Annotated in this window: 20 protein-coding genes; 13 read left to right on the forward strand and 7 right to left on the reverse strand. The window is 67.0% G+C overall.

Annotated elements, in window-relative coordinates:
* Positions 1–100 precede the first annotated feature (100 nt).
* The gene (locus ACO1P8_RS13845) at positions 101–4,726 is read right to left on the reverse strand and encodes an Lhr family helicase (protein ID WP_486296466.1); all 4,626 of its coding nucleotides are present in this window, start codon (positions 4,724–4,726) and stop codon (positions 101–103) included.
* Positions 4,727–4,778: 52 nt separating this feature from the next.
* Between ACO1P8_RS13845 and ACO1P8_RS13850 the strand changes: the two genes are divergently transcribed.
* Positions 4,779–5,675: a LysR substrate-binding domain-containing protein gene (locus tag ACO1P8_RS13850; RefSeq protein WP_486296467.1), complete on the forward strand. Its 897-nt coding sequence runs from the start codon at positions 4,779–4,781 to the stop codon at positions 5,673–5,675.
* Between the two features lie 6 nt (positions 5,676–5,681).
* Here the strand turns inward: ACO1P8_RS13850 and umoC are convergent, their stop codons facing one another.
* Both umoC and ACO1P8_RS13860 read right to left on the reverse strand, forming a co-directional pair.
* A complete protein-coding gene (umoC, locus tag ACO1P8_RS13855; protein ID WP_486296468.1) occupies positions 5,682–6,116 on the reverse strand; it encodes a UmoC family flagellar biogenesis regulator in 435 nt (144 codons plus the stop codon).
* 258 nt (positions 6,117–6,374) lie between these two features.
* Positions 6,375–7,184 carry a 2OG-Fe(II) oxygenase gene (locus tag ACO1P8_RS13860; RefSeq protein ID WP_486296469.1) on the reverse strand — a complete coding sequence of 270 codons (810 nt, stop codon included), beginning with the start codon at positions 7,182–7,184 and terminating at the stop codon, positions 6,375–6,377.
* A gap of 488 nt (positions 7,185–7,672) precedes the next feature.
* Here ACO1P8_RS13860 and ACO1P8_RS13865 point away from each other — a divergent pair, with 488 nt between their 5' ends.
* The 5 genes from ACO1P8_RS13865 (at position 7,673) to yddG (ending at position 11,720) form a co-directional block, all read left to right on the forward strand.
* The gene (locus tag ACO1P8_RS13865; RefSeq protein WP_486296470.1) at positions 7,673–8,422 is read left to right on the forward strand and encodes an amino acid ABC transporter permease; all 750 of its coding nucleotides are present in this window, start codon (positions 7,673–7,675) and stop codon (positions 8,420–8,422) included.
* Entirely contained in the window at positions 8,422–9,072 is a 651-nt protein-coding gene (locus ACO1P8_RS13870; RefSeq protein ID WP_486296471.1) for an amino acid ABC transporter permease, read from the forward strand. Before ACO1P8_RS13865 ends, ACO1P8_RS13870 begins: the two co-directional genes overlap by 1 nt.
* Positions 9,056–9,784 (forward strand): amino acid ABC transporter ATP-binding protein, encoded by a 729-nt coding sequence (locus ACO1P8_RS13875; protein WP_486296472.1) that lies wholly within the window; start codon positions 9,056–9,058, stop codon positions 9,782–9,784. Before ACO1P8_RS13870 ends, ACO1P8_RS13875 begins: the two co-directional genes overlap by 17 nt.
* 55 nt (positions 9,785–9,839) lie before the next feature.
* Entirely contained in the window at positions 9,840–10,637 is a 798-nt protein-coding gene (locus ACO1P8_RS13880) for a transporter substrate-binding domain-containing protein (RefSeq protein ID WP_486296473.1), read from the forward strand.
* A 189-nt stretch (positions 10,638–10,826) separates the two neighbouring features.
* The gene (gene yddG, locus ACO1P8_RS13885) at positions 10,827–11,720 is read left to right on the forward strand and encodes an aromatic amino acid exporter YddG (RefSeq protein ID WP_486296474.1); all 894 of its coding nucleotides are present in this window, start codon (positions 10,827–10,829) and stop codon (positions 11,718–11,720) included.
* Positions 11,721–11,729: 9 nt separating this feature from the next.
* Here the strand turns inward: yddG and ACO1P8_RS13890 are convergent, their stop codons facing one another.
* The 3 genes from ACO1P8_RS13890 to ACO1P8_RS13900 form a co-directional block, all read right to left on the reverse strand.
* Entirely contained in the window at positions 11,730–12,575 is an 846-nt protein-coding gene (locus ACO1P8_RS13890) for an aldo/keto reductase (protein ID WP_486296475.1), read from the reverse strand.
* 48 nt (positions 12,576–12,623) lie between these two features.
* Entirely contained in the window at positions 12,624–13,022 is a 399-nt protein-coding gene (locus tag ACO1P8_RS13895) for an I78 family peptidase inhibitor (RefSeq protein ID WP_486296476.1), read from the reverse strand.
* 61 nt (positions 13,023–13,083) lie between these two features.
* The gene (locus tag ACO1P8_RS13900; protein WP_486296477.1) at positions 13,084–14,550 is read right to left on the reverse strand and encodes an MFS transporter; all 1,467 of its coding nucleotides are present in this window, start codon (positions 14,548–14,550) and stop codon (positions 13,084–13,086) included.
* A 130-nt stretch (positions 14,551–14,680) separates the two neighbouring features.
* Here ACO1P8_RS13900 and ACO1P8_RS13905 point away from each other — a divergent pair, with 130 nt between their 5' ends.
* The 3 genes from ACO1P8_RS13905 (at position 14,681) to ACO1P8_RS13915 (ending at position 17,748) form a co-directional block, all read left to right on the forward strand.
* Positions 14,681–15,595: a LysR family transcriptional regulator gene (locus ACO1P8_RS13905; RefSeq protein ID WP_486296478.1), complete on the forward strand. Its 915-nt coding sequence runs from the start codon at positions 14,681–14,683 to the stop codon at positions 15,593–15,595.
* 130 nt (positions 15,596–15,725) lie between these two features.
* Positions 15,726–16,682: an alpha/beta hydrolase gene (locus ACO1P8_RS13910; RefSeq protein ID WP_486296479.1), complete on the forward strand. Its 957-nt coding sequence runs from the start codon at positions 15,726–15,728 to the stop codon at positions 16,680–16,682.
* Between the two features lie 82 nt (positions 16,683–16,764).
* A complete protein-coding gene (locus tag ACO1P8_RS13915) occupies positions 16,765–17,748 on the forward strand; it encodes a tripartite tricarboxylate transporter substrate binding protein (protein ID WP_486296480.1) in 984 nt (327 codons plus the stop codon).
* Between the two features lie 18 nt (positions 17,749–17,766).
* Here the strand turns inward: ACO1P8_RS13915 and ACO1P8_RS13920 are convergent, their stop codons facing one another.
* The gene (locus tag ACO1P8_RS13920) at positions 17,767–18,102 is read right to left on the reverse strand and encodes a thioredoxin family protein (RefSeq protein ID WP_486296481.1); all 336 of its coding nucleotides are present in this window, start codon (positions 18,100–18,102) and stop codon (positions 17,767–17,769) included.
* Positions 18,103–18,274: 172 nt separating this feature from the next.
* Between ACO1P8_RS13920 and ACO1P8_RS13925 the strand changes: the two genes are divergently transcribed.
* Genes ACO1P8_RS13925 through ACO1P8_RS13940 form a run of 4 tightly spaced genes read left to right on the forward strand, consistent with a single transcriptional unit; the run spans position 18,275 to position 20,683 of the window.
* Positions 18,275–18,568: a hypothetical protein gene (locus ACO1P8_RS13925; RefSeq protein ID WP_486296482.1), complete on the forward strand. Its 294-nt coding sequence runs from the start codon at positions 18,275–18,277 to the stop codon at positions 18,566–18,568.
* Between the two features lie 18 nt (positions 18,569–18,586).
* A complete protein-coding gene (locus ACO1P8_RS13930; RefSeq protein WP_486296483.1) occupies positions 18,587–19,390 on the forward strand; it encodes a DUF72 domain-containing protein in 804 nt (267 codons plus the stop codon).
* A gap of 52 nt (positions 19,391–19,442) precedes the next feature.
* Complete coding sequence (locus ACO1P8_RS13935; RefSeq protein WP_486296484.1) at positions 19,443–20,153, forward strand: GNAT family N-acetyltransferase; 711 nt, start codon at positions 19,443–19,445, stop codon at positions 20,151–20,153.
* Positions 20,150–20,683: a cupin domain-containing protein gene (locus ACO1P8_RS13940; protein WP_486296486.1), complete on the forward strand. Its 534-nt coding sequence runs from the start codon at positions 20,150–20,152 to the stop codon at positions 20,681–20,683. Before ACO1P8_RS13935 ends, ACO1P8_RS13940 begins: the two co-directional genes overlap by 4 nt.
* Positions 20,684–20,852 lie beyond the last annotated feature (169 nt).

Genomic DNA, 20,852 nt, shown 5'->3' on the forward strand with positions numbered 1-20,852 from the left:
CCCTCGGAATACAGATCGATGATCGCCAATAGTAATGGGAATTCCCGTCAGGTCCCGGATCCGACAGGCGGCGGCCATCAGCCATAGGGCGCAAGCGGCATCAGGCGTCCGTGTCCGCGGTTTCCAGCCTTTGCGCTTCCCCGGCGATCAGCACGCGGAGCAGGCGTTCGCGTTCGGCGCCTTCCAGGCCGTGATCGTAGTGGGGTTTCTTCGCGATCCAACTGGCGACGGGAACGCCATCGCGGAACAGGATGCGGTTGCCCGCCAGGGCGGGCACTTTATCGCCGGGCAGCAGGCTGCCGCACAGGTTCAGCGGATCGACCGCCGATAGGCGAACCAGGGCGCCATCCAGGGGGCGGCGGCGGACTTCTCGCAGCAGGGGAATGGCTTCCGGCAGCGCGAACTGTTCGCCTGCCAGCCCGTCGACAAAGCGCCCGCCGCGGATTTCGCCGCGTGCTTCCATGCGGTGCAGGACGGGCAGCCATTCCCGCCAGGGGGGCAGCCAGCCCGGTTCGCGGTCCAGCAAGCGCCAGAAGACCACGCCGTAGCGGCGCAGCAGCACGCGGGCGATGTGTTCCAGGGTGTCGGGCGGGGCCGCGGCACGGCGCGGCGACTTCGCGGCGCGCGCCGGCCCACAGATCGCGCCGGTGCCCGCACTTCCGTTGTCTCGAGCGGCGTCCACCGCGGCCGACATCGTGGCCATCGCGACTTCCCGTGGATGCCGCACGGGCGCCCATCGTCCGGCGGCTTCGAGCGGGTCCGGCATGGCACCGCGCCGCCGGCGCGCGGCGTGGGCAGTGCGCCTGGACGCCGGCACGAGCAGGGCGCGCAATCCGGCAAAGCTGTCGGCGGCGATCAGGCCGGCGGCGACCAGTTCTCCCAGCACTTCTTCCAGCTGGCCCGGCAGCAGGCGCGTTTCCGCGGTCAGCTCGTCGAAGAACATGGCGCCGCCGTCCAGCAGGGCGGCGAGCACCAGTTGCGCGCGGGGAGAGATCTCCACCGGCGCTTCCAGATGCGGCAGCGATTGCCATATGCGCAGATGCCGTCGCGGCAGAATCACCATGGGCGTGGCGCGGACCGGTCCCGCGCCCGGACGGACGCAGGCGCCGTGGACGGGGTTGGACAGGCGCGTCCAGGCGATCTTGCCTGCGCGCGACAGTTCGTCCAGCCAGTCCGGCGCATAGTCGGCGATGCGTGCGGCCAGCAGTTCGCTTTCCCAGGCGCCGGCGGGGGCTTCGTAGCCCTCCAGCTGGTCGAGAACGGTGGGCAGCGCGTGCGGGCCGCGCAGGCGTCCCTCGGCGGACAGGTGCTGCCAGTCGAACAGGAAGCGCATGAAGTCCTGGCGCGAGACCGGTTCGATTTCGCTGCGCAGGCGCTTCAGCGTGTAGCGATGGATGCGGGCGAGCAGGTGGCGCTCGCACCATTCTTCTTCGCGGGCGCCGGGGCTGAAGCGGCCGCGCATGACGCTGCCTTCGCTTTCGAGCCGCGCCAGGGCAATGGCGACGCTGGATGCGGGCCGGCACAACAGGCCGGCAAGCGCGGCGGCCGTGATGGGGCCGGCGGCCCCCAGGCGCGCGCGCAGGACCTCTACCTGGGCGTTGTCCGCTTCCCAGTCCGTATCGCCGGGCAAGGGACTTAGCACCGGTTCGGCGCGGGCAGCGGGGTAGGCGGCAAGAAGCGCCCCCAGGCGTTCCAGCGGCACCCAGCGCACGGATGCGGAAGCGGAGTCGGAAGCCGGTGCGGTCGAAGACGCCGGCGCCGGTTGCGATGCCAACGTCCCGTCCGGTAGTGCCGCCGGCAAATACAGGCGGCAGGCGCGCCCGGCCCGCATCAATGCCTGCAGCCAGGTGTTCCAGTTTTCCCCCGCGTCCGCCTCGGCGGGGGTGATGAAGGCCAGTTCGTTCAGCGCCTCGTGCATTTCATCGGCATCGCGCGGCTGGGGCCAGGCTTCGTCGCGCACGCGCTGGATGGCGTCGGCATCCAGCGCGCCCAGGTCGTCGGTGCTGGCCGGATCGGTCCAGCGGCGCGCCATGACGGCGTGGGTACGGCGTTCTTCCAGCGGCGCATCGTCCAGGAAGGCATAGGGTTTGGCGCTAAGGATCTCCATCGCCAGCGGCGAAGGCGCGGGCAGATCGCGCGCCAGCAACCGGCACTGGCCTTGCTCGATGCGGCGCAGGACGTCCAGCCATCCCGCGCTGTCCATGGCTTCATGCAGGCAATCGTCCAGCGTCTGGCCGACCAGGGGATGGTCCGGCACCTCGCGTTCGCCCTGGATGTTTTCCAGGCAGGCGGCCTGGTCCGGGAACACTGCGGCCAGCAGGTCGTCGCTGCGCATGCGCTGGATCTGCGGCGGTACCTTCCGGCCGCCGGAGAACCGCGGCAGCGCCAGCGCGACACCGGCGGTCCAGCGCCATCGCACATTGAACAGGGGCGCGTCGAGCAGGGCCTGGACCAGCACATGTTCGGCCGTCGCCGCGCGCAGGTAGCTCCAGACTTCCTCCAGCGGGAAGCTGTGCGAGTCCGATAGCGAAAGCACGATGGCGTCCTCGGTCGCGGCCGCCTGCAATTCGAAGTTGAAACGCCGGCAGAAGCGCTTGCGCAGGGCCAGGCCCCAGGCGCGGTTCACGCGGCTGCCGAAGGGCGCATGCAGCACCAGTTGCATGCCGCCCGATTCGTCGAAGAAGCGTTCCAGGATCAGCGTGTCCTGCGTGGGCAGCTCGCCCAGGGCGGCGCGCGCGCGGGCCAGGTACTCCACGATCTGGCGGGCGGACGACAGATCGATGCCGGTCTCGTCGGCCAGCGCTTCGGTCGCATGGTCCAGCACGGCCTGGCCCCCGGCGGGCAGCCCGGCGGCCGATGCCCGGTCCAGGTCGTCAGGGGTATCGCTGCGCAACGCCATAGCGCCGCCAGCCGCGGCGTCCGGGGCGGGCGTCGCGCCCAGCAGGGCATTCACGCGTTCCCGCAGCCGCGCCACGCCGGCCGATAGCTCATCGCTGCGTCCCGGCGCTTCTCCCATCCAGAAGGGAATGCTGGGGGCCATGCCGTGCGCATCCTCGACGCGCACCCTGCCGGTCTCCACGCGCAGGATGCGGTACGAGGTATTGCCAAGCTGGAAGACATCGCCGGCCAGGCTTTCGACGGCGAAGTCTTCGTTCACCGTGCCGATGTTCAGGCCCTGCGGCTCCAGGATCACCGCGTAATCGGCGTTGTCCGGGATGGTGCCGCCGGACGTCATCGCGGTCAGCTGGCTTCCACGCTTGCCTCGCACCGTGCGCGCCACCGCGTCGCGGTGCAGGTAGACGCCGCGCTGTCCATTGCGGCCAACATAGCCGCTGGCCAGCATGCGCAGCACTGCGTCGAAGCGTTCGCGGGGCAGGCCGGCATAGGGATCGGCCCGGCGCACCATGTCGAAGAGGTCGTCTTCGCCCCATTCGCGGCACGAGACGTCCGCGACGATCTGCTGCGCGAGTACATCCAGCGGCGCGCGGGGAATCCGCAGCAGATCCAGTTCGCCGCGCCGCACGCAATCCAGCAGCGCCGCGCATTCGATCAGGTCGTCGCGCGAGGTGGGGAACAGGCGCCCTTTGGGCACGCCGCCCACATGGTGTCCCGCACGCCCGACACGCTGCAACAGCGCCGAGATCCCGCGCGGCGAACCGACCTGGCAGACGAGATCGACATCCCCGATATCGATGCCCAATTCCAGCGAAGCAGTGGCCACCAGTACCTGCAGGTGGCCGCGCTTCAGGCGCTGTTCCGCGTCCAGGCGGTGTTCCTTGGACAGGCTGCCATGATGGGCGGCCACCGCTTCCGTGCCCAGGCGCAGCGCCAGATGCCGGGCGGCACGTTCGGCCATGCGCCGGGTATTCACGAAGACCAGCGTCGTGCGGTGCTGCGCCGCCAGCACCGCCATGCGGTCGTACAGCAGCTCCCATACATCGTTGGCCATGACGGCTTCCAGCGGCACGGGCGGCAGTTCGATCGCCAGATCGCGCCGGCGGGTATGGCCGACATCGACGATGGCGCAATCGTTACCCCGGCCCGTTCCGGCCAGGAAGCGGGCCACCGCGTCCAGCGGTTTTTGCGTGGCCGACAGCCCGATGCGCGCGGGCGCTTCGCCGCACAGCGCGTCCAGCCGCGCCAGGCTCAGCGCGAGATGGCTGCCGCGCTTGGTGCCGGCCACCGCATGGATTTCGTCCACGATCACCGTGCGCGTGGTCGCCAGCATGGCGCGGCCGCTGGCGGAGGTCAGCAGGACATAGAGGGATTCGGGCGTCGTCACCACGATATGCGGCGGGCGCTTGCGCATTGCCGCGCGGTCCTGCTGGGTGGTATCGCCGGTGCGCACGGCGGTGCGGATGCCGTGATCGGGCAATCCCAGGCGCCGCAGCGCCTGGCCGATGCCGGCCAGGGGGGCTTCCAGGTTGACCTGGATATCGTTGGACAGCGCCTTCAGGGGCGAGACGTAGACGACCGTGGTTGCGTCGGGCAAGGTCCCGCCGGCCGCGATGCTGGCGCGCACCAGTTCATCGATGGCGGCCAGGAAGGCGGTCAAGGTCTTGCCCGAACCGGTCGGCGCGGCAATCAGCACGGGGCGGCGCTCGCCGATCAGGGGCCACGCGGCCTCCTGCGCCGGGGTGGGCGACGGAAAAGCGTGACGGAACCAGGCGGCGACAGCGGGATGGAAAGCGCCCAGCGCATCGGCGCCGGCACGGGAAGCGGTCATGCCTTCTTATATCGGGGCGCCGAAGCCGAAGTCAACGGCTAACATTGCCCCCATGAAGACGACCCTCGACGAAATGCAGACCTTCATCGCCGTGGTGGATAGCGGTTCCATCACCGCGGCATCGGCGCGGCTGGGCCAGACGGTATCCGCCATCAGCCGCGCCCTGGGCCGCCTCGAACGCAAGCTGGACACCACCCTGCTGCAGCGTACGACGCGCCGGCTCGCATTGACGGAGGAGGGTCGGCACTTCCTGGCCGACGCCCGGCGCATCGTCGAATCCGTGGACACCATGGAAGAGCAGATGGCCGTGCGCCGCCACGTGCCCTCCGGCCTGTTGCGCATCAATGCCGCATCGCCCTTCATGCTGCACGTCGTCGTACCGCTGGTCGGGGGCTTTCGCCAGCGATACCCCGAAATCACCCTGGAGCTGCATACCAGCGACCAGATCATCGATTTGCTGGAGCAGCGCACCGACATCGCCATCCGCATCGGCCCCTTGCGCGATTCGACGCTGCACGCGCGGCCGTTGGGCAGCAATGCGCTGCGGATCCTGGCCAGCCCCGCGTATCTGGCCGAACGGGGAAAGCCGAGCACTCCCGACGACCTGGCGCGCCACAGCCTGCTGGGTTTCACGCAGCCGGACACACTGAACCACTGGCCGCTGCGTCACGCCTCGGGCGACAGCCTGCCGATACAGCCCACGCTGTCGGCGTCCAGTGGCGAAACCTTGCGCCAGTTGGCGCTGGCCGGGCAGGGCCTGGTCTGCCTGGCGGATTTCATGACACGCGAGGATCGCCGCCGCGGCGACCTGGTGCAGGTGCTGGCGCGCGATACCGTGGAGACGCGCCAGCCCGTGCACGCGGTGTACTACCGCAATACCCAGCTGGCATCGCGTATCGCGTGTTTCCTGGACTACGTCGCCGGGCAGATGGGCGAGCTGCGGGATTGACCGGCCTTATTGTTGACGCAACTGCGCCGTCCGCCATTGCGTCAACGCGACCTGGCATGCCAGCTCCATATCGCCCGCGCCGGATCCCCCCAGCATGGCGGCACCCTGGCGCCGGCATTCCTTGTGCATGAAGCTATTGAAGCTGTCCTGCGAGTGCTTCAGCGCGCGCAGCGCCTCGGGCGTCGCGGCCGAATCGATTTTCTTCAGGCCGGATTCCACCTGGGCATACGCGGCGCGCATCGTCTGTTGCGCGGTCTTCAACCGGGTCTTCAGGCATCCCTGCATGGCGGTGCGCGGTTGATTGCCGATGGCCGTTTCGCAGGTATTCAGGACGCTGGCCGCGGTCGATGCGTCGGCCGCCCGCGCGCCGGCGGCCACGCCCAGCAGCGCGGCCGACATTGCCGCGCAAGCGATAGTGGTACGCAGGATGGTCGGTTTCATTGCCTACTCCTTGATCGAACGGCGTGTGCGGAATAACACTGCGGACGATTGTAGGCAGGACGCGCGCGGCGAGCGGCCCAGGGCATGAAATAGGCATGGAATCGGCAAGATAGTGCGTGCTTCCAAAAAAAAACCATGCACGGAAACAACGGTCCGGGATGCAGGCGGCGCGGCCGCGCTCGTGTCGTCCTGCATGCGGTTCCGGCACGCCGACCTGCCGGGTCGTGCGGGCATGTCGTGCCAACATGCTGCTCCTGTCTACGCGGCGTCGTGGAAGATTACCCCCATCACATGGCGGCGGCCTTCGCGCAGGCGGCTGACGCCGTGGCGCAGCTTGACGCGATAGACGCCGCGCGTGCCTTGTACCGGACGTTCGTTGACGGCGAATACCACGGCATCGCCCTTATCGAGCGGCACGACTTCCACGCGCGATTGCATCCGCGGCCGTTGTTCGGTCAACACGAACTCCCCGCCGGCGTAGTCGCGACCCGGCCGGGAAAGCAATATCGCGATCTGCAGCGGGAATACGTGTTCGCCGTACAGATCCTGATGCAGGCAGTTGTAGTCCCCCGGGCCATAGCGCAGCAGCAGCGGGGTGGGGCGCGCCTGGCCTCCCTGGTGGCAGCGGCGCAAAAAGCCCGCGTGCGTCGGCGGATAGCGCACGGGATTGCCCATGGCGGCATTCCAGCGATTGGCGATAGGGGCCAGGTAAGCGTAGGCCTGTTCGCGCAAGGCCTGGATCAGCCCGGGCAGGGGGTAGGCGAAGTACTGGTATTCGCCGCGTCCGAAGCCATGGCGGCTCATGACGATACGGCTGCGAAAGCGTGCGTTGTCGTCGTAGCAGGCCGCCACCGCGTCGCACTGCGCGTTGGACAACAGGCCGGGCAGCACGGCGCAGCCTAGATCGTCCAGCGCCCGGGCCGCCTCGGCCCAGTCCTGTCCGGCCAGGCCGACGGGCGGCGTGTCCAATTCGAGGGCGGACGGGCGCGCGGCGCGGCCGGGCGGGCGCCCGGGGGTGTCGACGCCCGCCGCGGTCTGGCGCGCGGCGTGATGCTCGGATGAGGACATGCAGAACCTTGCCGCGTGCGCGGCGTTAACTGGACAGTGTGAATGCCTGGACTGTGTGAATGCGGTTTCAGTCTAGGCCTGTCCACGTTCCGATCGCACTCCGGATGTTGCTCGGATACGGGCCGGGAGCGGCCGCCCGCCGATTTCCGGATGGCGGGCCTCGGCCGGCAGCCCGCACCGCCTGCCGCGCGGGAGTTCGGCATTGCCGGTCGCACGCCTGCGATGTACTGGTCCACTTCTTCGGCGCGGCATCATCAGTTGTCATATAACAAAAGCTCGGTTTTTCCGCGTATGCCTGGGCGTTCAGCTATGAGACAGGATTCCGGGTCTCGGGTGTAGGGATTTGTGCCATGTACGTTGTCGTACATCGATGATATAGTCTGCACCAGCGTAGGCCGGTGCCGCACCGCCGAACCGACACCGCGATATCCAAGAAAAGAGGGGTGGGCCACAAGCACCGCCCCGATGAAGAACGAGACTAGCGCGCGATGAGCTTTTCCCTGGATTTCAGCAGTCTCTGGCCCTACTGGCCGGTCTTTCTCAAGGGCGCGTGGCTGACCCTGAAAATGACCGCCGTCGCGATTTTCTTCGGCGTCATCCTCGGTACGCTGGTGGCGTTCGCCAAGCGCAGCCCTTACCGCCTGCTGGCCCGTGCGTGCGGCGTTTATATCGAGGCGGTGCGCAACACGCCTTTCCTGGTCCAGATATTCCTGCTGTTCTTCGGCCTGGCCAGCGCGGGCATCCATTTGCCGACATTCACGGCGGCGGTGCTGGCCATGATCGTCAACATCGGCGCCTATTCGGCGGAGATCATCCGCGCGGGCCTCGAGGCCGTGCCACGCGGCCAGATCGAGGCCGCGGAATGCCTGGGGTTATCGAAGTGGCGCATCGGCTGGCATGTGATGCTGCAGCCGTCCATCGAGAAGGTATATCCATCGCTGACCGGCCAGTTCCTGCTGATGATGCAGGCCTCGGCCGTCGCATCGCAGATTTCGGCAGAGGAACTGACGGCCGTCGCCAATACCGTGCAATCCGACACGTTCCGCTCGCTGGAGACCTATATCGTGGTCGCCGCGCTGTACCTGATCCTGTCCTTGCTGATCAAGCTGCTGGCATGGGCGGTGGGCGAGTACGCCTTCAAGCGGCGTCGCGCGATCCGGCTTGCCGCGGTGCGGGCCGGCAAGGCGCCGCCCAAGCGTGCCGGCGTATCGGCGGCCATCAAGCGGGGGGCCGCGTGATGCACGGTTTTTCGATGGCGCACTTCTGGTATCTGGTGCAGTCGATCGGCTGGACGCTGGTGCTGTCCGCGCTGGCGTTCGTGCTGGGCAGCATCGGCGGGTTCGGTGTGATGCTGGCGCGGATTTCGCCGCGCCGCTGGCTGCGGGTATCGGCCCTGGTCTATATCGAAATCATTCAGGGCATCCCGTTGCTGATCCTGTTGTTCATCGTCTATTTCGGCCTGTCGGTCTATGGCTACGAAGTGCCGTCGCTGGTGGCGGCCGGCCTGGCCCTGATGGTCTACGCCAGCGCCTACCTGGGCGACATCTGGCGCGGTTGCGTGCAGGCCATGCCCAAGCCGCAATGGGAAGCCTCCGAATGCCTGGCCATGACCCGCTGGCAGACGCTGCGGCTGGTCATCATCCCGCAGGCGGTGCGGCTGGCACTGCCTTCCACGGTCGGCTTCCTGGTGCAGCTGATCAAGATGACCTCGCTGGCGTCGGTAATCGGCTTCATCGAGCTGACCCGCGCCGGCCAGATCATCAACAACTCCATTTTCGAACCCTTCCTCGTATTCGGCCTGGTGGCCGCCTTCTATTTCGTGCTGTGCTACCCGCTGTCGCGCTGGAGCCAATCGATGGAGAACAAGCTCAATGTCGGCAATCGTTAAGCTCGACGATGTCTATAAGCGCTTCGGCTCGAACCAGGTCCTGCAGGGCGTTTCCTTCGAGGTGGCGAAGGGCGAGATGATCGCCGTGATCGGCGCCAGCGGCTCGGGCAAGAGCACCGCGCTGCGCTGCATCGACCGCCTGGAAACCATCGACCAGGGCAGTATCGAGGTTTGCGGCATTCGCGTGGACGGGCCGGACGTGGATCTGCGGCAATTGCGGCTGGAAGTGGGGATCGTGTTCCAGAGCTACAACCTGTTCGCCCACCTGACCGTGGAAGAAAACATCATGCTGGCGCTGCGGCATGTCAAGAAGCACAGCCGCGAGCAGGCGCGCGGCATCGCGATGTCGGTGCTGGAGCAGGTGGGCCTGGCGCAAAAGGCGGCGGCCTATCCGGAACAGTTATCCGGCGGCCAGCAGCAGCGCGTGGCGATCGCCCGGTCGCTGGCCATGTCGCCCAAGGTCATGCTGTTCGATGAAGTTACCTCCGCGCTCGATCCTCAACTGACGGGCGAGGTGCTGCGCGTCATGGAAGACCTGGCGGCCGGCGGGATGACGATGATCCTGGTCACTCACGAAATGGCCTTCGCCAAGCGCGTGGCCGACCGCATCATCTATATGCACCAGGGCAAGGTCTGGGAGGTGGGCGACGGCGGCATGCTGGACACGCCCCGGACGCCCGAGCTGCGTGCCTTCCTGAGCAACGGGCTTTGATCCGCTTTCTTTTCACGGCAGTTCGATCAACACAAACCTCAACGAGGAGACATTCTTGAAACTCAACCCTCTATTCCTGCGCGGCGGCGTCGCCGCGCTGTTGCTGGCCGGTGTCGCGCACGCGGCCGTCGCGGACGAACTGGCCGATATCAAGAAGGCCGGCAAGATCCGCGTGGCCATCGCCATGGGCACCCCGCTGTACAGCTATGTGGATGACAATCTGAAGCCGGTCGGTTCCGACGTCGAGACCGCGCAGTTGCTGGCCAAGGACCTGGGCGTGAAGCTGGATATCGTGCAGGTCACCAACGCGGCGCGCGTGCCGACGCTGCAGGCCAAGCGCGCCGACCTCGTGGTGGCGGACTTGTCCATCACGCCGGAACGCGCCAAGGTGGTGGATTTTTCGGTGCCTTACGCGGTGATTTCCCTGATCGTGGGCGGGCCCAAGAACATCAAGATCACCGGCTATCCCGACCTGAAGGGCAAGACCATCGGCCTGACGCGCGCCACCGTGAACGACAGCATCACCACGGAACTGGCCAAGGGCGCGGACATCAAGCGCTACGAGGACGATGCCACGTTGATCACCTCGATGGTAACCGGCCAGATCGATATCTTCTCCAGCACGCCCTCCAATCTGGCGGAAATCCAGAAGCGCGCGCCGCAGCGCAACGTCGAAATGAAGTTCGGGCAGAAGGATTTCGACCTGGGCATCGCCCTGCAGCAGGGCCAGCCCGCGCTCAAGAACTGGGTCAACAACTGGATCCGCGAGAATATGAAAAACGGCAAGCTGAACGCGATCTACAAGAAGTATCACGGCCGCGATCTGCCCACGCGTATCACGCAGGCGGGGTAAGGCCCGTCCCGATACCTTGCGCAGACGTGCGCTGACGCCACCGGCGTGCGGCGTGCAGGCATAGCCTGCGCGCCGGCGCCGGTTTTTCGTTATGCTGGGCGGCTTCGATGCGGACGAGGCGACGGATGCGCGCCATCCCGCACCGGGATCCGAACGGGAGCACATGGGGATGAAACGGGGGGGAATGCAGTGTCTGCGTTGACGCAATCCGGCAAGGGCGCGGGAAGCGCGGCCCGCGCGACCGGGATAGGCGTACTCGCCATTCTGCTGTGGGCCGCGCTGGCCTTGTTGACCGTCCGGGCCGGCGCGCTGCCGCCGTTCCAGCTGCTGACACTGAGTTTCGGCGTGGCGTTCGTGGGTGGCATTTGCGCGCTGTTGCCCCGCGGGCGCGCGGCGCTGGCGGAAATGCGCCAGCCGCTGCGCCCCTGGCTGCTGAGCTTCGGCGGCATCTTCTGCTATCACGCCCTCTACTTTTACGCGCTGTCCCACGCGCCGGCCGCGCAAGCCAGCCTGATCGCCTACCTGTGGCCCCTGTTCATCGTGCTGTTCTCCGCGCTGGCGCCCGGCGGGCGGCTGCAAGGCCGGCATGTGCTGGGCGCGGTGCTGGGCCTGGCCGGCACCGCGCTGATCGCGCTGGATCGCTCCGGGGCCGCCGATGCCGCGTGGCCGGTTGCCGGTATCGCCGCCGCCTTCGGTTGCGCGCTGATCTGGTCGGGGTATTCGGTGCTGAACCGCCGCTATGCCAATGCGCCCAGCAGCATGATGGTGGGCGTTTGCGGACTGGTGGCAGTGGCCGGGGCCGCCTGCCATGCCGCGCTGGAGACCACCGTGCCGGTCAGCGGCGCGCAGTGGGGCGCGATCCTGCTGCTGGGGCTGGGGCCGACGGGCCTCGCCTTTCTTGCCTGGGACTATGCCACCAAGCACGGGCATCTGGCCTTGCTGGGGCCCTTGTCGTACCTGGCACCGCTGCTTTCGACACTCTTGCTGGTCCTGACGGGCGAAACGCCCGCCACGCTGTCGCTGCTGATGGCGGCGCTGCTGATCATCGGCGGGTCCGTGGTGGCGACCATCGCCCGCCGGTAGCGGAATGCCCTAAAGCACTTCCAGCGGCAGCTTGCGTTTGGGGGGTGGAAAGGCCTGGTCCAGTTCGGCCAGGTCCCGGTCGGTCAGCGTCACATCCAGGCACGCCAGGTTTTGCTTCAGGTGCTCGCGCGATGCGCTCTTGGGGATGGCGATGACCCCGGGGTCGCGCAGTACCCATGCCAGCGCCGCAGCCGCCGGGGCGATGCCGTGGCGTTCGCCTATCTGCTTGAGCGTGGGGTCGTGCAACAGGCGGCCTTGCTCGATCGGCGAGTAGGCCATGATGGGTATCCGCCGCTCGCGGCACCACGGCAGCAGGTCGAACTCGATGCCACGCCGCCCCAGGTTGTACAGCACCTGATCGGTTTGCACCCGATCGCCGCGGGGCAGGGCGCTGACTTCCTTCATTTCGCCGAGGTCCAGATTGCTGACACCCCACGCGGCGATCTTGCCTTGCTCGACCAGTGCCTCGAAGGCTTCTATCGTTTCGCCCAGCGGATATGGCCCGCGCCAGTGCAGCAGGTAGAGATCGATGCAGTCCACGCCCAGGCGCCGCAGGCTGGCCTCGCAGGCACGCGCCACGCCGCGGCGCGACGCATTGCCCGGCAATACCTTGCTGACGAGGAAAACGTCGTCCCGCCGGCCCTGGATGGCGCGGCCGACGATCTCCTCCGCGCCGCCATTGGCGTACATCTCGGCGGTATCGATCAGTGTCAGCCCGTGGTCGATGCCGGCTTGCAGCGCGCGGATTTCGGCCGCCGCGCGCGTGGGCGATTCGCCCATGAACCAGGTGCCCTGGCCCAGGGCACACAGGGATCGTCCATCCGGAAAAGCGACGGTTCGGCGCGTGGTCGTCATGGCGGGCTCCTCCGTTGCGTGCCGCGGCCCGCAAGCCGCGGCGGGTGTTCAGCCGCAGCGCAGCGCGGTCAGGGCTCCCTGTTCGTCCAGGATCAGATTGATGCGCCGCGGGTCGTATTCCATCGTCATGACTTCGCCGGGCTTGAGCACGCGGGTCTTGCTGGAAGAAGACGCCTGCTTGATCTGGTTTTCCACCGAGCTGGTCAGCTTGGTGCCGATCAGTTTCTGCACCGGTTGGGCGTCGCAGTCCCGGCCGGCCGCATAGGATGGGGTATAGCCGCCACCGCCGCTATCCGTGGAGCCTTCCGTGGCGGTCGTGCTGTCCGTGGTGCCGGAGGCCGTGGAGGATGTCGTGTCGTCCGCGCCGGCCGACGATGCCTGCCGGCCCGTGGGGGCGCAGGCGGCGAGACTGGCGACAAGAACGAGCGGGATGAGCTTGCTGATCATGCGTACCCCTATAACGGCGTTGATATGGCGCCTGAGCGCCCTTGCGAGAATGACCCGTACATCATAGTTCAGTGCGAACGGCTTGCGTTCGCGGCGGCGCGGGCGCGTTGCCTTCCGCCCCCAGCGGCGTGGCGACCTCCTCCAGCGGCTTGCGTTCCGCATCCACGCCATGGCGCAGGGCCAGCAGGCCGGCCGCGATGACGAGCAGGGCGGCGATCGCATAGCCGACGCCGACGGCGTCGCGGCTGCCGCTTTCGATCAGTGTGCCGAACAGCACCGGGCCGATGAAGCCGCCGGCCCCGGTGCCGACGGCGTAGAAGATGGAAATGGCCAGCGCGCGGGTTTCCAGGGGGAAAACTTCGCTGACCGTCAGGTAGGCGGAACTGGCCGCGGCCGACGCCAGGAAGAACACCGCCGACCAGCACAGCGCCAGTGTGCCGGCGTTCAGCCAGCCCGCCATGAAGGCCCAGCCGGTCAATGCCAGCGCGATCCCGGCCGAGACATACGTCAGCGCGATCATGCGGCGCCGCCCCACGTGGTCGAAGAGCGGGCCGAGCAGCAGCGGTCCCAGCACATTGCCGGCGGCGAAGGGAAAGATGTATAGCGCCACCCGTCCCTGCGGGACGTCCATGAAGCGCGTCAGCACCAGCGAATAGGTAAAGAAAATCGCGTTGTAGAAAAAGGCCTGGGAAATCATCATCGACAGGGCGACCACGCTGCGCCTGCGATACCGCTGCAGCAGGACGTGCGCCACCTGGCGCACCGTCGGCACGGCCTGGCGATCGAAAGTCACGCTGCCGGCCGCCGGCGGCAGGCCGCCTTCGCGGACGGCGACCTCGGCCTCGATATCGTCGACGATGCGCAGGGCTTCGGCCTCGCGCCCGTGCGACAACAGCCAGCGCGGGCTTTCCGGCACATGGCGCCGTACCAGCAGGATGGCCAGGGCCAGCACCGCCCCCAAGGCGAAGCCGGCCCGCCAGCCGTATTCCGGACCCAGTACGCGGGCGTCGAGCAGGACCAGGCTGACGGCCGCGCCCAGCGCGGCTCCCAGCCAGAAGCTGCCGTTGATGGCCAGGCTGACGCGCCCGCGCACCCGCGCCGGAATCAGTTCGTCGATGGCCGAATTGATGGCCGCGTATTCGCCGCCGATTCCCAGCCCCGTGGCGAAGCGGCAAATCGAAAAGAAAACGAAGTTTGTGGAGAATGCCGTCAGCAGCGTGGCGGCCATATAGAGCGCCAGCGTCATCAGAAAGAGCTTCTTGCGTCCCAGGCGGTCGGCCAGCCGGCCGAAAACCAGGGCACCCACCACCGCGCCGGCGATATACAGCGAGCCGGACCAGCCGACCTGGATCGCGTCCAGCCCCAGCGTGTCCGGGCGTTCGAGCACGCTGCCCAGCGAGCCGACCAGCGTCACCTCCAATCCGTCGAGCACCCATGCCACGCCCAGCGCCAGGACGACGCGGGTGTGCCAACCGGACCATGGCAGGCGGTCGAGCCGGGCGGGGATGTCGCTGTGGATGACGCTCATGTCGCAGTTAACGGGGCGGTTCAGTGATTCTTCCCGGAGTGTGAGGGCGCGCGGTGTTCCGCGGGCGTGTCAAAATCCTTTTGACGGATACCAATGGAGACACGCCGCGGCGCCGCGGCGCAGACGCCCGATGCTCGACCTGAATGAGTTCCTGACCTTTTCGGTGATCGCGGAAGAGAAGAGCTTTTCGCGCGCCGCGGAAAAGCTCGGTATCTCCAAGGCACTGGCCAGCAAGCATGTGGCCGACCTGGAACATGCCCTGGGCGTTAAATTGCTGCATCGCACCACCCGTAAGATCGGGCTGACCACGGCCGGCGCGCTGTTCTATGAGCGCTGCCGCCAACTGGTGGCCCATGCGGAGGACGCCCGTCACGAGATCGAACAGTTCCGCAGCGCGCCGGGCGGCCTGATACGCGTCAGCTCGGCCATGGCGTTCGGGCGCCGCCATCTGGTGCCCGCGATTACGCGCTTTCTGGAGCAGTACCCCGATATCTCCATCGACCTGGACCTTAGCCAGCAGTTTCCCGACCTGATCACCGGGGGCGCCGATGTAGTGATACGGCAGGCGGACGAACCCTTGCTGGTTTCGCTGGTGGCGCGGCGACTGGCGCCGGTACGCTGGGTCGCCTGCGCCAGCCCGGCGTACCTGGCCCGGCATGGCGCGCCGCGCGTGCCGGCGGACCTCGCCGCGCACAATTGCCTGGTGTATTTCGTCAACAGCAAGGGGGAGTGGTCGTTCACCGATGCGACCGGCGCGCATGCCGTGCGGCCCAAGGGCAATTTCAAGGCCAACAGCGCGGATGCCGTCCTGAACGCCGCGCTGGGCCACCTGGGCATCGGCGTGGTGCCCACCTTCGCGGCCGGCGACGCGCTGCGCAGCGGCCAGTTGGTGCGTGTGCTTCCGGCGTACGGGCTGCCGGAGCGCGGCCTGTACGCGGCCTACCTGCCCAATCCGACCATGGCACAGAGCACGCGCCTGTTCGTCGGTTTCCTGGGGGAGTATTTCGGCGACGGGCCTTACTGGGACCACGGCCTGGCCGGGTGAGTCACCCGAAGCGCGGTGAACAATCCGGGCCCAGCTTCGTGAACAATCTTTTCACGGAACCCTGTTGAATCGGGCGAGCCGGGCGGTCACCATGTTTTCCTCTGTAGATGACACTTCATAGGAAGACAGCATGGTTCAAGCAGCATCGTCCCAGGACCCGTCCTTGAGCGGTACGGGCGCCGTCACCTGGCAGGGAGGCCAGGAACACTGGATCCAGCGCGACGGCGACATCACGCTTTTCATGTGGCATAAGCCGGCCGCCGCCGGCGTTCCCCACGCCGGCACGGTGCTGTTCGTGCACGGGTCTTCCATGGCCTCGCAGCCCACCTTCGACCTCCGCGTGCCGGGCCGGCCCGATTCCTCCGTCATGGACTGGTTCGCCGCGCGCGGTTTCGATACCTGGTGCATGGATAACGAAGGCTATGGCCGCTCCAGCAAGCATCGGCCGATTAACTTCGACATTCCCAATGGCGCGCTCGACCTGGCCGCCGGCAGCGAATACATCCTGAAGCGTGCCAAGGACGACAAGCTGATGGTCTACGGCATTTCGTCGGGGGCCCTGAAGGCCGCGCTGTTCGCGCAGCAGCATCCCGAGCGCGTCGCCCGCGCGGCCCTGGACGCGTTCGTCTGGACCGGCGAAGGCAGTCCCACGCTGGCGCAGCGCAAGCTGAAGCTGCCGGAATTCCTGGCCAAGAACCGCCGGCCCATAGACCGGGCCTTCGTCGAAAGCATTTTCTCGCGCGACCATCCCGGCTGCGCCGACGAGAAGACGGTGTCCGCCTTCGCCGATGCCATCCTGTCGCTGGATAACTCCATGCCCACCGGTACCTATGTCGACATGTGCAGCAAGCTGCCCCTGATCGATCCGGAACAGCTGCGCGTCCCGACCATCGTCATGCGCGGCGAATACGACGGCATCGCTTCCTTCGACGACCTGGCGGAATTCTTCAAGCGCCTGCCCAACACCTTCAAGCAGTTCACCGTCATGCAGGGTATTTCGCACGCCAGCTTCCAGCAGAAGAACTACAAAATGGTCTATCACATCCTGCACGCATTCTTTACGCAGCCCGACCCCGTGTATCGCTGACGGCGGTGCGCCCCGGCGGCGCGATGCGCGAGTCCGGAACACCGGGCCGCGCCTTCCATAAATAGAAAAGGAGGAGACAACGATGCGACATCGATTTGCAGGCATCATGGCGGCGCTCGCCCTGGGCACGGCCGGCATGACCGGCGCCTGGGCGCAGGGCGATGCCAACACCTATCCCAGCGCGCCGATCAAGCTGGTCGTGCCGTTCGCGCCCGGCGGTTTCACCGACGTCGTGGCGCGCATGCTGGCGGAAAAACTCACCCCCGAACTGGGCCAGCCCGTCGTGGTGGAAAACCGCATGGGCGCGGGCTCCACCATAGGCACGGATTTCGTGGCCAAGGCGGCGCCGGACGGCTATACGCTGGTGCTGGTTTCCACCACGCACGTCATCGGCCCGTGGCTGTACAAGAAGCTGCCCTATGACGCCATCAAGAGCTTCGCGCCGATCACGAAACTGGTGGATAGCCCCTATGTCCTGGTCGTCAATCCCAAGGTGCCGGTGAAGACCGTCGGTGAACTGATCGCGCTGGCCAAGGCCAAGCCGGGCCGCCTGGATTATGCATCGTCGGGCAACGGCAGCAGCCAGCACCTTGCCGCGGCCTTGTTCGCCACCATGGCCGATGTCAAGATCAACCACGTACCGTATCGTGGCAGCGGGCAGGCCTTGAGCGACATCATCGGCGGCCAGGTGTCGATGGGTTTCCTGGGGGTGACGGCGGCCTTGCCGCAGATCGCGGCCGGGCGCCTGCGCGCGCTGGCCGTCACGACCCGCGAACGCTCGGCGGATCTGCCCGGTGTGCCGACCCTGGACGAGGCCGGCCTGAAAGGCTATGAAGCCAATATCTGGCTGGGGCTGCTGGCGCCGGCCGGCACGCCCAAGCCTATCCTGGACAAGCTGCATGACGCCACGGCCAAGGTGATGAAGGGACCGGAAACGGCCAAGGCGTTGGCCACCGCCGGGCTGACACTGAGCCTGAGCAGCGAAAGCGGGTTCGAAGCACTGCTGAAATCGGAATCGGCCAAGTGGGGCAAGGTCGTGCGCGATACGGGCGCGACGGTCAACTGACGCGCCAGAGCGGAACGCTTATGGCAGGATCGCCGGATAGCCGTCCAGCGCCAGGCTGATCTGCTGGCGGATATCCCATTCCTCCAGCCTGGCCTGCACCGGGCCATGGAAGGCGCCGTCGCGGATGACGAACATGGCGGGCAGGTGGAAGACTTCGTAGCGTTCGACCAGCCCGCCGTTATCGCCGGCATCCACCCAGCACAGGCGCTGCACCGGCAAGTCCATCTCCGGCAGGCGCTCGCGCGCCTGCCGGCAATTGCCGCACGTGAGGCTATGAAACACCAGCAGCGACAGGCCGGGCGCATCCAGCAGGAAGCGGTCGGCCGTGCCGTCATTCAGTTCTATCTGTTCCATCGGGATCGCATATGAAGGCAGGCGGATACCGGGCATCTTAGCGCGGTGCAACGCGGGGCCGCGGCAAAGCCGCGACGGTCGTGGGCCTTCAGGGGCCTGGCGGCGGGGCGTCAGCCATCGTGGCGACCGACTGTGGTTAAGATACACGGAACCGGCATCCTCCCGAGGCGACATGCAATCGAACAGTTTCTTTGAATCCCTGGGCAGCGTCCTGGGCGAAATCATCCGATCCATCGTCGGCGTGTTGCGCTACCTGTTGGGCGGCATCGGCCGGGCGATCAGCCAGTTTTCGGAAGGCGTGGCCCACGCCATGGGCATGAGCCCCAATCTGTTCAATTTCGCCGTGCTTATCCTTGGCGTCCTGTTGCTGATCGCGGCGATACGCGCCTTGCTGCGGCGATCCATACTGGGATTTTTGTTCTGGGCCATATTGGCCGTGCTGGTATTGGGCGCCTTGATCGGCTAAGGCACCGGGAGAACGCACATGGCGGAAGGTCGGATACGCACGGGCATCGGTGGGTGGACATTCGAGCCGTGGCGCAAAACCTTTTATCCCGAAGGGCTGCCGCACAGCCGCGAGCTGGAATACGCCAGCCGCCAGGTCACGGCCATCGAGATAAACGGCACCTACTACAGTACCCAGAAGCCCGCGTCCTTCGCGCGCTGGCGCGACGAGACGCCCGACGATTTCGTGTTTTCCCTGAAGGCGACGCGCTACGCCACCAACCGCCGCGTCCTGGCCGAGGCCGGGGATTCCGTGCACCGCTTCATCGAGAGCGGCATCAGCGAGCTGGGCGGCAAGCTGGGCCCCATCCTGTGGCAGTTCATGCCCACCAAGCGCTTCGACGCGGAGGACTTCGAGGCCTTCCTGGCACTATTGCCGGACCGCGTCGACGGCCGCCGGCTGCGCCACGTCATGGACGTGCGCCACGATAGCTTCATGGACCCGGCCTATCTGAAGCTGGCGCACAAGTACAAGGTGGCGACCGTCTATACCGACTCCGACAAGTATCCGTCTTTCGCCGACCTGACCGCCGACTTCGCCTATGCGCGGCTGATGCGGTCCAGCCCGGACAACCGTGCCGGCTACCCGCCCAAGGACTTGCGGGCCTGGGCCGACCGCGCCCACGCATGGGCGGCCGGCGGACAACCCGGCGATTTGCCCTGTGTCGATGCCGCCAGGACCAAAGCGCGCGCCAAGGGCAGGGACGTGTTTATCTTTTTCATCAACGGCCATAAGGAAAAGGCGCCCGCCGCGGCGCAGGCGTTGCTGGAGCAACTGGCCTGAATCCATCATCGACATCCCACGGCCTGCATACCCTCGTACCTCGACATCCATCATGACGCGCACCAACGAATACGGACAACCCATCGGCGATCCTCTACCGGGATGGACGCCGCGCCCGCGCCCCCCCGCCACGCCCATGCACGGGCGCTTCTGCCGCATCGAGCCGCTCGATCCCGGCCGCCACGCCGCGGACCTGTTCCACGCCTACAGCCAGGCGCCGGACGGGCGGCTGTGGACGTACCTGTCGAGCGAGCCCTTCGCCGACGCCGCGGCCTTCGATGCCTATATGGCCAAGGCGGCGGCCAGCACGGACCCCATGCATCACGCCATCGTGGACCTGGCGTCGGGCAAGGCCATCGGTACGGCCGCGCTGATGCGTATCGATCCCGCCAACGGCGTGATCGAAGTGGGGCACGTCAGCTACTCGCCCTTGCTGCAGCGGACGGCACACGCCACGGAGACGCAGTACCTGTTCATGAAGCGCGTATTCGAGGAATTGGGCTATCGCCGCTTCGAATGGAAGTGCGACAGCCTGAACGAGCCCTCGCGCAAGGCGGCGATCCGCTACGGCTTTACCTTCGAGGGCATATTCCGCCAGGCCATTGTCTACAAGGGCCGCACCCGCGATACGGCGTGGTTCTCCATGATCGATGGCGAATGGCCGGCTTTGCGCGTTGGCTACGAGGCCTGGCTGGCGCCGGACAACTTCGACGCCCAGGGCCGGCAGCGGCGTACCCTGGCGGCGTGCATGGGGCGGGCATGACTGCCGGTACGGATGTCGCCGCGGCCGACCGGGCGGAAGCGGCCAGCCTGATCCGGCGCTTGAGCCTGCAGCCGCATCCCGAGGGCGGCTATTACCGCGAGACCTACCGTGCGCCGGAACGCGTGCATCGCGCTGGCCAGGCTGCGGATCGCGCGGCCAGCACGGCGATCTATTACCTGCTGAGCGGCGATGCGTTTTCCGCGTGGCATCGCATCGGGTCCGATGAGATCTGGCATTTCCATGCCGGAGGGCCATTGCTGGTGCACGTGCTGGACGGGCGAGGGGGCCTGGCCACGCATCGGCTGGGCAATGCCATCGAGGACGCGGATTGCGTCTTCCAGGCCGTTGTGCCGGCCGGCTGCTGGTTCGCCGCGGAGCGCGTCCGCGCAGACCGCTACACCCTGGCCGGCTGCACGGTGGCGCCGGGCTTCGAGTTCAGCGAGTTCCAACTGGCCGATGCGGACCGCCTCGCCGCGGAGTACCCGGCGCATCGGGACCTGGTGAAAAGACTGGCGCCGCGATCGCGTTGAATCCGGGATCCGGCAGGCCGGGCGCCCGTACGGTCGCATCGATGGGTTCACGCGGTACCATACCCGGGTCTTCCGCATTCCATCCGGCCCGATATCGATATGCTCACGTCTCGCCATGCCCGCCCGTCCGTCACATCCCGCTCTCCGCGCCGCCACCGGCTGATTCGCC

This window comes from Bordetella sp. (assembly GCF_057362025.1).

Bases quoted from the DNA above. Each gene is read 5' to 3' on its own strand.
- ACO1P8_RS13845 (WP_486296466.1), bottom strand. From the start codon at position 4,726: ATGACCGCTTCCCGTGCCGGCGCCGATGCGCTGGGCGCTTTCCATCCC.
- ACO1P8_RS13850 (WP_486296467.1), top strand. From the start codon at position 4,779: ATGAAGACGACCCTCGACGAAATGCAGACCTTCATCGCCGTGGTGGAT.
- umoC (WP_486296468.1), bottom strand. From the start codon at position 6,116: ATGAAACCGACCATCCTGCGTACCACTATCGCTTGCGCGGCAATGTCG.
- ACO1P8_RS13860 (WP_486296469.1), bottom strand. From the start codon at position 7,184: ATGTCCTCATCCGAGCATCACGCCGCGCGCCAGACCGCGGCGGGCGTC.
- ACO1P8_RS13865 (WP_486296470.1), top strand. From the start codon at position 7,673: ATGAGCTTTTCCCTGGATTTCAGCAGTCTCTGGCCCTACTGGCCGGTC.
- ACO1P8_RS13870 (WP_486296471.1), top strand. From the start codon at position 8,422: ATGCACGGTTTTTCGATGGCGCACTTCTGGTATCTGGTGCAGTCGATC.
- ACO1P8_RS13875 (WP_486296472.1), top strand. From the start codon at position 9,056: ATGTCGGCAATCGTTAAGCTCGACGATGTCTATAAGCGCTTCGGCTCG.
- ACO1P8_RS13890 (WP_486296475.1), bottom strand. From the start codon at position 12,575: ATGACGACCACGCGCCGAACCGTCGCTTTTCCGGATGGACGATCCCTG.
- ACO1P8_RS13895 (WP_486296476.1), bottom strand. From the start codon at position 13,022: ATGATCAGCAAGCTCATCCCGCTCGTTCTTGTCGCCAGTCTCGCCGCC.
- ACO1P8_RS13900 (WP_486296477.1), bottom strand. From the start codon at position 14,550: ATGAGCGTCATCCACAGCGACATCCCCGCCCGGCTCGACCGCCTGCCA.
- ACO1P8_RS13905 (WP_486296478.1), top strand. From the start codon at position 14,681: ATGCTCGACCTGAATGAGTTCCTGACCTTTTCGGTGATCGCGGAAGAG.
- ACO1P8_RS13910 (WP_486296479.1), top strand. From the start codon at position 15,726: ATGGTTCAAGCAGCATCGTCCCAGGACCCGTCCTTGAGCGGTACGGGC.
- ACO1P8_RS13915 (WP_486296480.1), top strand. From the start codon at position 16,765: ATGCGACATCGATTTGCAGGCATCATGGCGGCGCTCGCCCTGGGCACG.
- ACO1P8_RS13920 (WP_486296481.1), bottom strand. From the start codon at position 18,102: ATGGAACAGATAGAACTGAATGACGGCACGGCCGACCGCTTCCTGCTG.
- ACO1P8_RS13925 (WP_486296482.1), top strand. From the start codon at position 18,275: ATGCAATCGAACAGTTTCTTTGAATCCCTGGGCAGCGTCCTGGGCGAA.
- ACO1P8_RS13930 (WP_486296483.1), top strand. From the start codon at position 18,587: ATGGCGGAAGGTCGGATACGCACGGGCATCGGTGGGTGGACATTCGAG.
- ACO1P8_RS13935 (WP_486296484.1), top strand. From the start codon at position 19,443: ATGACGCGCACCAACGAATACGGACAACCCATCGGCGATCCTCTACCG.
- ACO1P8_RS13940 (WP_486296486.1), top strand. From the start codon at position 20,150: ATGACTGCCGGTACGGATGTCGCCGCGGCCGACCGGGCGGAAGCGGCC.